Origin of the sequence: Pseudomonas sp. W15Feb9B (genome assembly GCF_000828175.1) — a bacterium.
GTDB lineage: Bacteria > Pseudomonadota > Gammaproteobacteria > Pseudomonadales > Pseudomonadaceae > Aquipseudomonas > Aquipseudomonas parakoreensis.
In genome coordinates this window covers 21,397-34,645 of record NZ_JTKF01000062.1, presented here as the reverse complement: position 1 = coordinate 34,645, position 13,249 = coordinate 21,397, and the positions used below count along the sequence as shown (strand labels likewise).

The window sequence follows — 13,249 nt, the reverse complement described above, 5'->3', positions numbered from 1 at the left end:
GTATTTATCCCATTCCTGGACCCGGCTCTGGATCTCGACGAGGATCAGACTTACGCCACATTCTCCTCTCTAGATGGCGCGGCTGATCTTTTATGTTTCGATACCGTTTCTCTTTGTTAGAGATATCAAGATGACGATGAAGCAAGGCAACATAGTCAAGATCTAGTGCCAGGTCCTGGTTGAGTTGTTCACGGGGCAGGCGCTCAGCTACTTTTCGTGCTGCTCCACCGGATGAGGCAATAGGAATAATCTTCGCCTTTGGATGGTATTTGCTAAAAAGGTCAAACTCATCAACAATTCCTTCCATACCTCCAATGAAAACCGCTGCAGAGTAACTCTCCCGAGCAAACATCTGCTCCCGCATGTGCAGGAGACTTTGCTGCAAGTTTTCCTTGGCGGGAACGTAAACAACATTGTTGAACTTTTCGTTGTCTTCCGGGAATTCGTCTACAAAATGATTGGACTGATAAAGCTTAACCCAGTCGCCATATTCAACGCCTAGGCTTTCTGCCGCAACGAAGATCATGGGAGTGATTGCAGGATGGCCGCCCCACACTAAAGGTCTTCTTCCGAGGGTCACATGAATGAGAGCAGTGACCGCTGCAACGATCGCGACTGAATCAGCCGTCGCTGCATATTCTGGCGACCTGAGCGGATCAGGTATGCTTGCGGAAAGGAAGATTGCGTTTTTCATTTTTCCTCCCACCCCCCCAGATCCCACGCAGCTCTGTTCATCTTGATTGATCGAACCGTGCGAATATTGTCGTCTAACCACTTTAAGTGAGCGACCCATGTATCCCTAATGCCAACGTCGTCATACACCAAGACTGGCACACCGCGCACGTCGGCTCTGCGTGCTTTTTCGGCTATATCATGGAGCGTTTCGGCAGTCGGGATTCCAGTAATCGGGTAAGCCCAAATTCTTTCGCCCGCCTCAAGGACAACAGAAATAGCACGGTGTGCACCGACACCTTGAACAGTTCCGCCAACCTGTTCGACGGCAGACCTGAACCGTCCTGTCATGGACATGAATCTAGCCGCAATGCTTCTGCTACGGAGCCGCTCGATTCCGAGTGCGATTTCGTCTGCCTTGGCCGGCACAATCGATCCGTGCATAAGATCATTAGGTACGAGCTGTATAGTTTCGGAAAGATTCAGCTGGCGGTTGGATACATGTCCTGGCCATAGGATTCTGAATATGTGGATTTCTTTAGCTCTGGCTCGACCGAGCTCATTACGAGTCCACTTGCTTTCAAAGTAATTTGGCGTGTCGAGCATGACGAGCACATCGGAATCACACAGTCGATGCCACAGTACTTCCTGAAAGGGTTCCCCTGGTCGTATGTCATGAGTGTCAAGGAAAACATCAAAGCCCCGAGCGATGAGTGAGTCATGCAAGTCTAATGCTGCGATTCTGGATTCAGTTCGTCTGTAGCTGATAAAAATGCGGCGCTGACGCCTCAAGAGGCCTACGCACTCGAGCAGGCTTGTTGCCAGATCAACCATGCCAGGGTCGTCGGCCCGGCGGTATAAGCCGTTGCACTGATGCAGAAACTCAGGGATGAGTGTAAGGAAATCCTGCCCACCAGCAATCGTCGGGATGATCGGCAGACTGTTCGTGATTGCATCGCTGGCAGGCTCATGGTCTAAATCTTGGTTTCCACCGAAATAAGCCACTGCAGTGGCGGCCTTTATATTGCGCTCAGAGAAGCTGACTCCGTCATGAATGATCAGCTCAGTCCCTAAGGCGAGGCCAAACTCGCTAACCATAGAATGGATAGTGTGAGTTAAGGTTTTTCGATCTTCCGGTGATATGCAACCTAGAATTGCAAGCTCATAGATGCTCACGCTGTTCAACGCCCTGCTGCTTTGGCTGCGGCCTCAATCCATGCGGGCATATTCTGGTACCCATTGTCATGAACCCAGTCATAGGTTTTATAAATTGAGGACAAAGGCGTGTTTCTGCCGCCGATATTCACTGACAGCCCATCCAGCGGATTGCGACCTTTTACATCACTACCTAACTGGGGATCTCGAACATTATGAATATCGATCGCCAGTATTCCTTTACCTAGCTGATAACTGCGTTTGATTTCATGGATTACCCATTCGCGAGCATAGGTTTCAGCCCCAAATAAGACGACGGTTACCGAAGTCCCGCTGAGCTGATTTTCGATCCACTTTTCGATGCCACCAGACCGGACCTTGGCTTTTTCGAACTCGGCTTTGTCATAAAACGGCTGTGCCTCACCGCCAGGTCGCACTACCCAAGAGCTACGAATCTGAACCACCCGCCGAACGTCGCGAGCATAGTGAAAGCTGAAGAAAACCTTTCTAGCCATGGGACCTCCTTGCACAAGATGGGTAGTCGGATCCGAGTTTATGGCTACTAGCCACCAAAAGTATAGTGAGGCATGCGGATTCCACGCCACTTGGACACTCATTCCACCATCATGTGAACATTTGTTCCGAGTTCGTTTGTACAGACAGGCAGTCGTCGCGAAGCGACGCAGGTTTGCATTGTTAAAAGTCGGCGCCCCCAAACAATTCTTATGAGTCAGAGATCGGCACAATGTAAACGTCCGGCGAAGTCACCTACCTGGTCCCAAGTATGGGCGATGGTGCTCGCCTATTTAAGTGGACCGCATTTTTACCCTCTCAAGCAGATCACCATGCGGCAGCGAACCTTTTACATTCTCAGGTGCCAGCTTCAATGCGTTGTTGCAGCTCTCTAACAAATTCAGAGGCACGCCCATTAGTGTGGACCAGATGGATCTCGGTCTTGGCACGCGTGAGCCCTACGTAAAAAAGCCGGCGTGCTTCTGCCAGTTCTCGCTCCATGTCGCCAGCGCGCGGAAGCCTTCCAACGTCGATTCCAAACATAAAAACCAAGGCGAATTCGCGCCCCTTTGCGCTATGGAGCGAAGATAAGTTCAGGCTGCCTGGCCCTTCGCCTTGGCCAGCCAAATCACCAAGACACATGCCATGGCTATCGCCGCCAGGCGAGATGCGATCGATGAATTGCGCCAATGTCGTCAATTCGTCTCTCAGCTCGGAGCATTTCCCGCCCAAGGGCGCAAGTAGATGGGTACGAAGGTCAACAAGCCATTGCAGCAGAGATGTCGTCTCGTCCCGAGTTGCCCATAACTTGCTGATCAGCTGTCGGTGAAAGTCTGTGGTCTGCTCATCCGACTGGATGATCTCTGAAAAAAGACGCCGTCCGTCGCTTGCGAGCCGCGAGAAGAGCGGGGTACCAGCGTGCCATCCTCCGCAGCACCATTTGGCGCATTGCTCCAACCACTGCATCAGCCGACTCGAGCGAGGATAGAGAGCGTTATTATCCGTTCGTATATACGGTAAACCTGCTTGCTGAATTGCGGGAATCAAAGTGTCCCCGAGCCATGCTGCCGGGTAGAGAATGGCCACATCCCCTAGTCGAAGCTGAGGATGCCTGGCCAGCGCTTGCGGAATAAGTTCGTTGATGAGCGTCGTGGCTTGGTGTTCGTACCTGCCCCATAGAGGGTGAAAATACACCTCTCCAGGCGGTGCGCCCGACACAGCTTCATAATCGCGCGCCTCCCCGAGGATAGTCCCTGATGCAGCTACAATCCGCGTCGCACAGCGATAATTAAGTCGTAAACGGACTGTTTCGACACCGGGTCGCTCGGAAAGCCGACGAAGCAAATCCGGCCTTGCTCCATTGAAACCATAGATGGACTGATCTGGATCTCCTACCGCGAATAACCGCAATCCTGCGGTGAAGCACAAGCCGAGCACCATGCGATGGAGCGCACTACCCAAGTCTTGGTATTCATCAATGATGAGCACCGGATACTTTGCCAGAAGAGCACTTCGTAACCATTCATTTTCGCGAAGCGCTTTCAAAGCCAGGAGCGGCATATCGTCATAGTCGATCAAGTGCATGACGCGCAATTGTTCTTCATACGCCTCTGCCAAGCGCGCAAGGCCAGGATCCATTTCCAGCCAGTCACGACTATTGCGATCAAGTATTTTTCGCCGGTAGTCGTTCATGCGAAACTCCCAGGCCCCTAACGATTCAGGGTTTTCGCCAATTGCCTCTAGAGCGATGCGCAGCGCTTGAGCACGCTCGCTCTTAGCTGCGACAGTAAATTCATCCGGCAGCCCCAGCTTGGCGACTTTCGCGTACGGGAGGATAATTTGGGTCAGCGAAAATGAGTGCACAGTCCCGATGAATACCCTACCGCCTGCCTCAACCCCAAGATCGCTCAGGCGATTTTCGAGTTCCCGGGCACATTCGTTGTTGAATGTAATGCAGGCAATTCCGCGTGGTTCTGCAACATCCTCAGCAAGCAGTCGAGCCATCTTGGTAGTGAGCGTTTTTGTCTTCCCGCTTCCTGGCCCTGCAAGGACAACGCAATGGCCACGAGACTCATAAGCAGCCCATTGTCCAGGGTTAGCACGAAGCCCTTCGGCAGCACTTAGATATGCTGTGCGATCAGACACGTTGCACCACGTATTCGATCGCCGATTCTATGTAACGTGGTGGCGCTAATCCGCTGATGCGAGAGGCTAATCGCTGAGCAAACCTGCCCTTGCCAACCGCCTCAATAAGCTTGAGATAGTTCTCAATATCGAGTGTTTTTGGATCCTGTTCCCAATCATCGACCCACGTCGAACGTTCAACACTTAGGGACTGGTCGCGCAAAGTGGCGAGGATAGGGGCAACGAAATCGTCGTCGAACAGATCAACCTCAAGGGTATCGATGTTCGTGAACACTCCGTATCCGTCGCACTGGATCTCAAAATCCCCATAGCTCAAGGCCTTAAGCCCGGCGATTATGCGATTGGGCTCTCTACCGCTGCGAATGCGTAATATGGTCCTCACCAGTTCAAGCGCTCGATTGAAGCCAAGGGGGTTCTTCCCACCTCTCGGATCCCAGTCAGTTATTACTGAAAATGGGATCTCAAGCGCAGTTAAAAATTTTACGTAGGGCTGGAAATTGGTGCCCGCAACCGAGCAAATCGTGATTCCGAGATGATCAAGATCATGCCCAAGGGATTTGGCAAAAACTGGCAGCAGGAATTTTTCAGCGTCGCCTTCCACCAAAATAATTCCTCGGGCGAATAGCATCTCTGCTCGGGTAACGTCCAGGTATCGGGTGAGATCCTCCTCCTCTTTGTCACTCAGATTTATGGCGGCCGACGAACGTCCCACGGTTCCGTTATGCGGGGTTTCGCGCAACAACAGGATCGAGCGAAGTGGCGCGACGCTCGTTATGTGGGGTGAATGCGTTGTTAACAAGATCGACAGCCGATCTTCATTGCCTTCGCCTCCGAGCTCCTCGAAAAGGTGCCGATATACGGATCGCTGAAGGTGGGGGTGCAGATGTGCTTCCGGTTCTTCAATGGCAAGCAGGGAGTGATCACGGCGATTTTCATTCATCAACTGCTGCAGCTCGAGCGTTTTGAGGCTCAGGAACAGCACGTTAGCCGAGCCAAGGCTAGCTTCGCTGATGGTTCGCAAACCGCCATCGATGAGCAACTTTACGTTTCGATAGAGGCGCGTAATGTCTATGGTGCTAAAGCCCAAGCGGGGTTCGATATCCTGTTTAGGTCCGCTCATTGACGCATACATCGAGCTCAGGTTTTGCTCAAGCGCTTGAACGGAGTCAAACGCGGTTAATCCATTGGTAGCTGCCCGAATCGTCGCCTGCACCTCGGTGAGCTCGTCACGCCCCACCTCCGCGAAAGCTCGTTCGATCAGGGGGCGCAGCGGAGAACGCCGCCACATTGCTAGATCGCCTTCCGCATCTCTCAATGCTGGCAGCACGTCCATCGAAATACGCCGGCGAACATCATGGCCGAACCGTTTCCGTTCTACCTCCCCGCCGTAACAGATGAACTCGTAATCTTCGTCAGAGGCTGGGAAACGACCTAAAGTTGGAATTGGCCTGAGCTCATAGGTGAGGCGCACGGTGTCCGGATCATCGTTTAAACGAAAGTCTGTCAGAACGGCGAGTAAATCGACGTCCTGTTCAAAGCCCGTAATCTCCACGAAGACTGTGATTTTTTCGTCCTCTAGAGGCTCACCGAGCCCGTCCCAAAAATCACCTTGCCCAAGCTGGCGAGCACTGTCTGGGAGACCGGGATCGAAAATCAGCCTCAGGGCGTAGAGCAGATTACTCTTGCCGACACGGTTTTCGCCCACGACAACGAGGTTGCCGCTGAGGGGGACATCAAGATCCTTAAAGTTGCGGAAATTGCGTATAGCAACGCGCGTGAGCTGCATATCCACGTCCTTGTCAGTGATTCGATTCTTGAGGTAGCGGCTGTCGAAACACAATCGATCTCAAGCCCATGGGCCGAGAGCGACGCCTATCGACCTAGCTAGATCCGTTACTTTCTCGTCGCTTTGCCGATCATTTATACATGGGGGCGATAATTTGCAGAAGCGCCTAGCTCACCTTCTCCTACCGGTCCAGAGAATAAGCGCAGTCGACATTTCATTGATGAGGTCAGTTCATAGGCTTGCCCAGGGCTGATAGGCTAGCCGTGTGCCACCAGCGCCCAAGAGCCAAGTAATCACGCGAAGTTAGCTCATTGCTCTGAGTAACCTGTCGTTACCCCCAAGGAGGCAGCGTAGTGGCGAGTTTGATATTTCAAGACCTCTTTCATTTGAAGCGAGACCCCTTCCTCTAACCCCCATTCAAAAGCCCTTTTGTCCAGCTTGTGTTCTGCAAAAAGCCGTGCGGCATCATCAGAAGGATGCAAGGGCTTGAGCTGGGCCCACTGTTCCAAAATCCCCTTCAACCGCATTGCTCTTGATCTCCGAATACAGGGAAATCGAATTAGCCTATCTATCAGATACAACACACGCCGCTGTTCCTCAGCATTTCGTTGCGTGCTTGCTAGCACGTGCTGAAGCGGAGGAGCCAAGTCAATCTCTCCATACCAAACCTGCTTCGCAAGATCGGCCAGTGAGTCGACGCGGATCTGACTGGGGTTTTGCAAACAGACAGTCAACAGCAAGGCGACAAAAGAAGATTCATATTTTGTTTCTATGTTCACCGTTTTGCCTCCGACCGAAACCACCTCAGTCGCGCCTTTACCCTGAAGAGAAGATGACGCGCTGGCTATGCCTCTCCTCCGACTTTACATACCCTTCTTGATAGCTGCTACCGTTATCCAGTTTGTATACGTAGGCCTGGTGTTCGTCATTCGGGCCCAGGATCTCAATCAACTCAATGAGGTCTTCCATCAGCCATCCGCTACCTTGGTTCATATAGCTTGGGCTAACCAGTTGCACACTTTTAACCCTCGAAGGGCTTGTTTGCTGCTGCAGTATGCTTTCAAACAAAGGAATTTCGGACACCAATAGCATGCTGCGTATGGATATGCCGCCCTGCTGCTCAGCGCAGCAAACATATAGCCATGGAGCATGGAGAGCATGCTCAACGCACCGCCACGAGCGCGAGCCATTACCCAGCGCTATCGCGCCAGCGATCTCCGCCTGGGGGTGAGTTCTAAACATGACAAGCCTCATCCGATGAACACTATAGATTGTAGCCCTAAAGAGCTCGCAAGGGCCTTATCGTTCCTTTTGCGAGATTGGCAAAATGGAACTGAAAAAGGCCTTCGGCCAAGCGCTAAAACAGCTAAGAACCCACAAAGGATTGACTCAGGAGGATTTTTCGAACGTAAGCAGTCGAACCTATCTCAGCACTCTGGAACGGGGCCTCAAAAGCCCAACGATCGACAAGCTCGACGAAATTGCATCTGTCATGGAGGTGCACCCAGTGTCGATCCTTGTCCACAGTTACTTACTGCGGGACGGCTCGATGACCATCGAGCAACTTTTCGAGCGTGTCCAGGAAGAACTTGGCAGGCTCTGACTTAGCCCTTATCGCCCCTACGAACGTCTTTACGCGAGGCAACCTTAGTCAATTCTCTATCCACCCGCGGCAGGGGGGTATTCAGGTATTCTTTCGTCAACCCTTTCAAATATGCGTTATAGGCCCACGTCACGAACTGCTCGAGCAGACTGTCGTTCTCCACCTTCAGGCGACCGTTCTCAGCCTCTAAGCGATTAAGACGCTCTGTAAGCGCTCCAACCTCTACAGCAGATATTTTTTGATGGCGCTCCGGACTAGACACTTTGTTAAGGCGCGTCTTGTTAACCTGGTATGCGGATTTAATACGAGCATGCTTGTCGAGTGCCTGGCGCGTGTAACGAACGCCCAGACGCTTCTCAATCGCGTCACTGAGTAGATCCCAAGAAAGCTTGCCTGACCATCCATCCAACACACCCACGATGCGTTCGATGGCCAGATCATCGAGGTTTCTTGCCCGTCGCTTAGTCATTCTCGCTCCGACTCAATCGGCGAACGTTGGGTGGCACCAAGCGCTTCAGTATCGAATGACCATCCAATGCAGCTCGATCCTCCAGCGCTTGCTCACTCCCCCAAGAAACGCCTGGAACATCCGCCAGCTGAATAACAGAGCCGATCGCAACTGCGGGGTTATCGAAAATATCTGTAAGCTGGGTTAACCGCAGAACTGTCTTCTTGTGGTGCTCCATCCAGCGGTCAGCGCCATAGTATCCCTGCGCCGTTGCCGCTTCAGCACGCACTAGCAATTGCTGCGCATCCTCTAACCGACGCCTCACCCTCATGGTCTTACCTTCATCGCCCTTCACGCAGACATGCTCATTGCAGTTGATGCAGTCGGCGTGCCGCTCGCATGGCATCATCGTGTAGTCATGGATGCAGAAACCAAAGTCAGTCGTATGGGCTGTCGGAATCTTAAGCCGTGCAAACTCATCTCGTGAAATCGGAATATTCTTCGGCAACTTTTCGAGAGGGCCGAACATGTGGGTCTGGTCGCCAATGGACTCGCGAATTTTCGCCACCATTTGATCTGCGCTCACATGGTCATAAACCTGGTTCTGACGGACATCCAAGCGCCCCGACCACTTCGCAATGTCCAACTGACTCATGCCCCCTACTTGCGCCAGCGTGTTCAGGTAGTGACGAAATTGATGGGTAGACACTCGAATTTGACTGCCGTCTGGCTCAGTGAAGCCGAGACGGTCAAACATCGACTCAAAGCCACGATCACTTCTGGCACCGAGTGCCGTATTCACCTGACCGATGCTGACTGGTTCAATGACACAACCGAATGTGCCTCTTACAGAGTGCAGCTCATTACGCCGCACTACGATGAGTGCCTCCGAATATTTGAGTCCCATTTCCGCGTTTAGCATCGGAAAGCCGGATGGAAGTTGTGCTATTGCGGCCGTTTCGATATCAGCAAATCGCGCATATACACGACTTTCATTTTTAACTAGTTCCACACGGTTTGCGGAGCACCATAGCCACGCAAATGAATCCGCTCCGCCTTCCAGCAAAATCACCTGACGTACTTCATCCATTGTCAGCAGTTCTTTGCTCCTGAAGTGCTCAAAATCCTGTGGTAGATACAGCTTTTCAGGATTCAATTCGTACCATTGAGCGATACGACGGGCGTCTTTCGTCAAACGCTTGAGCTTGGCGATAGCCTCAGCGACAACAGGAACCATCGAGGGAATAATCCACTTAACCATTGGCTCCGCACCTTTAGCGGGTCGCCACCGCAAGCCATAGGCATCCTTACCGGCTGACGTTTTGTCATGAACCTCACAATTCTCGGCAAGCAGTAACACCTCATTGATGCGATCAGGAGCGGAGCAGAGAATGGCGCCAATCGACGAAAACAGTACGTCTTGGGGTTGGGTCGCAATGTGAAACGACTTAGATAGCGCTTCCAATGCCGCTGGAGATGGCATCTTTTCGGTACGGCGCTTGTCAAACTCCTGTCCAACACGAACCGAATCGAGCGGGCGCTTAATAGGGCTGCGCCATGAGAGCGGAACAGATGTCAGACGGTGTTCCGACATGAACTGAGCGATCAACTCAAGCTGAGAGCCAACGCGATAGGCCGTGGCCTCAGCCAAACGTTCAGCGATAAGTCGTGCAGCCCGATTGAAAGTGTCACCATCTATCATAACGGGGACCAAGTGACCGCTCTTCCTAAAAGCTGCATCAAGGGCGCGCAGCGCAGTGACGCGAAAAGCAGGATTCTTCGTCGGCCGCATACCCTGCATGTATCGGACGTAAGCCTTGGCAAAGGACACGAACGGCTCAGCCATTTGAGTGGGTCTCGTCTCGTCCACCGTTTCAAGGGTGGAGAAGCAGACGCGAACTCGCTTTTTCCCTTGGCCCTTCAGTTGAACGGTGTCGGTTATGTCCCAGGCCATGTCCTCAAAACGCAGGTCAGCACCGAAAATGGTGAGCTGCGACCTGCACATAGTGACGAACGCGGCTAGATTCGTGGAAGCATTCATCTCGGCTTGGGGCGAGAATAGAACCATGTCAGCAGACATCACCCTTCTCCTCGCACGCGTCCCGAATTTGTCTCACCACCTCGGCGACGGCGAGAATCGTTCGGTCATTTACGGTTGCAATTCGAGTATCCATTCCCGCCATCAACCGATCACGTTCAGAAAGGAGATACTCCAGTACTGCTTCGTGAGGCCCATCAATCCACGCTTGAAAACTCTTGCAGGTGTAGCACGCGATTGGAGCCATGAGATCGCAGGAGCCACAACGACCGCAGTTACCCATCGGCTTCATTCTTTCGTCAAAACGGGGATCAACGATTCGGCTCCTCGGATCATCACCACGTACTGCCATTGACTCGTCGTTGATGATCACGCCGGTGAACGCGTGGGCTAGAGGGGCCATGTGAAGCGCTAAAGCGCGATCAATTCGCTCAATAATTTCCGGCGTAGCCTTGACATAGACAGCAACGTTCTGCGTATCGCTGTGGTCGAGAAGTTCAGCAATAATGAGCTCCCCGTGCCCTTCACGTGCAGCGGACGTAGCTACTGTGTGACGAAGTCTTTTCGATGTAACCTTAATTGTCTCCCCTGTTCGCTCAGAGCGCACATGCAGTGCATCGAACACTGACTTGATTCTGTTCCCGATTGCCTCGGGTGACGGGTGTTCGTGAAAACTCGGGCGAACGCCACTCATCGACCTTCTTTTAGGAAAAAGAGGAGCTTGCGACGGGGCATCCGAAAACTCACTTTTTTTCTTGAATTTTTCCAGGACTCTGTTTGCGTAGGAAACAAGAAGTTTACCTATGCTCGGTGTTATTAAGCGGTCTTTGAATTGCACCCGCCGCGCCTCGGCATTGGCTTGCTTAACCCTCGGAATTCTAAGTACGTACTCATGTTGTCCATTGGATTTTTCGATCTCAACTACATCGCAAACTTTTAACATTGCGTATTGAATATTCCTTTGCCCCAAGAGCAAGCAGAGCCACACCAAAAGAAAGTCTTCGAGAGACATCTTGCCAACGGCATATGCGTCGTTTAGTGCTGTTTGCACGGCAGAGCGCTCCACATCCGTGAGAGGCCCTTTCAGCGGATCCATGGTCAGGACTGCGGCCCCCTTCCGATTTCCTTTGAGGCGAATGCTCTTAAGGAAACGAACGGCGTCACCCGTTACGCCTGGTACTTGGAGACTATTCCATTTCTTGAGGAACGCACTCAACCCACCTAACTTCCACTCGGAATCCGAGTTCAAGGACGCGCGATAAGAAGCTAGAAGCGGTGCGTCAATTACGTTTACCGGCCGCCTCTGAACAGCAGCCATCGATACCAGTAATACCCTCAGACCTTCAAATATAGCGGAAAGGGTAGATGACTTAGTATTCTCGGCATACCAAATCAGCGGGAGTTTCGCAGCCTCTACAAGCTCCTGTGTAGCACACTCACGCAATCTTTCGAAGTTCATGCATATTCGGCTGAGGCCATCGTGAAACGCCCAGCGTCTCGCACTTGGATCGAAGACGGCTCCACTTAGGGTCTTCACAATGGGCGGAAATCTCTGGCTGCCGAACAATCGAGAGGCCAATTCACCTTTTTCGGTCATCGTCTATCCTCTCGATTGTTTGTTTAGCCTGCATTTCTAAAGACACTTGCTGGGCTTTCAGTCGGACGTGACGCCGGGTGTAGTTTTCAGAAGTCTTCGAATTCGGCGACCAGCCCATCAAAAACGAGCGCATCCGTGCTTCCTCCGCTTCGGAAACCTTCGTGTTATCCATCACTTCCGAGAAACGGTCGTTCCATGTGTGGCGAAGCACATGTGGGGTCACGGTATCGAACTCGCCATTAAAGGCATCCCGAAGTTCGGCAAAAATAGCATTCACGGCACTGAGCGATAGGGGTGACCCCGTGCCCATGGCGACGAACAGAAAGGGGTGGCGCCTTGCGCCTTCAGTGTTTCGACGTGTTTTCGTAATGTATTCGTGCGTCAGTCCGCATAGGCTTGGGGATAACGGAATCTTTCGGTCACGCGTCTTGACCAATGGCTGGTTCTTCCGGGGGTCCTCCGGGTCGTCTGCTCGCCTGGCAACAATCAGTTCTTCCGACTGGAAGTTAATGTCGGAAATCTTTACGTTCAAAACTTCTCCACGACGAAGACCAAGCTCGTAGAGCCAACGAATCAGGAGAGCGTTTCGAATGCACGTGCCCGCCCCCTTCCAGGGGTTCTCAGGCGATTCAGACGACGTGACGCTGAGGAGTCTCTCTGCCACGTCTTGCTGAAGTCCTTCTCGTTGCCCAATGGTATTCCGTCCCTTATGGCGCGGTAGTCGCGCGTCCAGTGCATCCTTGCAAGACGTCCATTGACTCCAAAGTCCCTCGCCCTCAACTGCACCCAAGCGATAGCGAGCCATGCGGTATTTTACAAGCCAATCAAGATAGTTCCTGATGACTCGAATACGGTTCGCTGCGGTATGGCCAGCCACCTCAGTTGGTGCAAGTTGCCGTTGAACAAAGCGGACACTTTCAACAGCCCCTCTTCGAACGAATTGATGGGAGGGAGAAATTGAATTGCACTTCAGCTGATCCGCGACAGGCCGCCTACAGTGCCGAACAAGCTCGTCCAGCTCGCTCAAACCAAAAACACTTCCCTCTCGAATACGCTGCTCAATATCAATCTGATTCGAGCGGAGGAATAGCTGCAATACCATGATTGACCTCAAGACTTGGTCAATCGTATTGCTCGCTCTGTTGGTGGCCCGAATCTCGCTGAGCACGTAGATAGACGGCTCAAATAAGGGGGCGCCGGTAGCAAGTGCAATTAGCACAGGCAAACGCTCCCCGGAGCTCAAGACAATCGTCTTTACCGCATATGGGTTCAGAGTCATTTGTTTACACCTT

At 52.3% G+C, this 13,249-nt stretch carries 12 protein-coding genes; 1 reads left to right on the top strand and 11 read right to left on the bottom strand.

Features of this window, described 5'->3' with window-relative positions; genetic code table 11:
- Positions 1 to 4: 4 nt before the first annotated feature.
- The 7 genes from OC71_RS25175 to OC71_RS25145 form a co-directional block, all read right to left on the bottom strand.
- Positions 5 to 694, bottom strand: coding sequence for a hypothetical protein (locus OC71_RS25175; protein WP_052510619.1), 690 nt, complete (start codon positions 692 to 694; stop codon positions 5 to 7).
- Positions 691 to 1,848 (bottom strand): toll/interleukin-1 receptor domain-containing protein, encoded by a 1,158-nt coding sequence (locus tag OC71_RS25170; protein ID WP_041074531.1) that lies wholly within the window; start codon positions 1,846 to 1,848, stop codon positions 691 to 693. Before OC71_RS25170 ends, OC71_RS25175 begins: the two co-directional genes overlap by 4 nt.
- A gap of 5 nt (positions 1,849 to 1,853) precedes the next feature.
- The gene (locus OC71_RS25165; RefSeq protein ID WP_041074433.1) at positions 1,854 to 2,342 is read right to left on the bottom strand and encodes a TIR domain-containing protein; all 489 of its coding nucleotides are present in this window, start codon (positions 2,340 to 2,342) and stop codon (positions 1,854 to 1,856) included.
- A 355-nt stretch (positions 2,343 to 2,697) separates the two neighbouring features.
- The gene (locus tag OC71_RS25160) at positions 2,698 to 4,485 is read right to left on the bottom strand and encodes an ATP-dependent helicase (RefSeq protein ID WP_041074431.1); all 1,788 of its coding nucleotides are present in this window, start codon (positions 4,483 to 4,485) and stop codon (positions 2,698 to 2,700) included.
- Complete coding sequence (locus OC71_RS25155; RefSeq protein WP_041074529.1) at positions 4,478 to 6,271, bottom strand: ATP-dependent endonuclease; 1,794 nt, start codon at positions 6,269 to 6,271, stop codon at positions 4,478 to 4,480. Before OC71_RS25155 ends, OC71_RS25160 begins: the two co-directional genes overlap by 8 nt.
- A gap of 308 nt (positions 6,272 to 6,579) precedes the next feature.
- A complete protein-coding gene (locus OC71_RS25150; RefSeq protein ID WP_041074527.1) occupies positions 6,580 to 7,050 on the bottom strand; it encodes a hypothetical protein in 471 nt (156 codons plus the stop codon).
- A 37-nt stretch (positions 7,051 to 7,087) separates the two neighbouring features.
- On the bottom strand, positions 7,088 to 7,513 hold the full coding sequence (locus OC71_RS25145; RefSeq protein WP_041074429.1) for a hypothetical protein: 426 nt from the start codon (positions 7,511 to 7,513) through the stop codon (positions 7,088 to 7,090).
- Positions 7,514 to 7,598: 85 nt separating this feature from the next.
- Between OC71_RS25145 and OC71_RS25140 the strand changes: the two genes are divergently transcribed.
- Positions 7,599 to 7,874, top strand: a complete 276-nt coding sequence (locus OC71_RS25140) for a helix-turn-helix domain-containing protein (protein ID WP_041074427.1) — start codon at positions 7,599 to 7,601, stop codon at positions 7,872 to 7,874.
- Position 7,875: 1 nt separating this feature from the next.
- On the opposite strand, the gene OC71_RS25135 is transcribed toward OC71_RS25140, so the two are convergent.
- The 4 genes from OC71_RS25135 to OC71_RS25120 are packed head-to-tail and all read right to left on the bottom strand — an operon-like array spanning position 7,876 to position 13,236.
- On the bottom strand, positions 7,876 to 8,343 hold the full coding sequence (locus OC71_RS25135) for a hypothetical protein (RefSeq protein ID WP_041074425.1): 468 nt from the start codon (positions 8,341 to 8,343) through the stop codon (positions 7,876 to 7,878).
- Positions 8,336 to 10,402: an integrase gene (locus tag OC71_RS25130; RefSeq protein ID WP_041074423.1), complete on the bottom strand. Its 2,067-nt coding sequence runs from the start codon at positions 10,400 to 10,402 to the stop codon at positions 8,336 to 8,338. Before OC71_RS25130 ends, OC71_RS25135 begins: the two co-directional genes overlap by 8 nt.
- Positions 10,392 to 11,957: a site-specific integrase gene (locus tag OC71_RS25125; protein WP_041074422.1), complete on the bottom strand. Its 1,566-nt coding sequence runs from the start codon at positions 11,955 to 11,957 to the stop codon at positions 10,392 to 10,394. Before OC71_RS25125 ends, OC71_RS25130 begins: the two co-directional genes overlap by 11 nt.
- Complete coding sequence (locus tag OC71_RS25120) at positions 11,941 to 13,236, bottom strand: site-specific integrase (RefSeq protein WP_041074420.1); 1,296 nt, start codon at positions 13,234 to 13,236, stop codon at positions 11,941 to 11,943. Before OC71_RS25120 ends, OC71_RS25125 begins: the two co-directional genes overlap by 17 nt.
- Positions 13,237 to 13,249 lie beyond the last annotated feature (13 nt).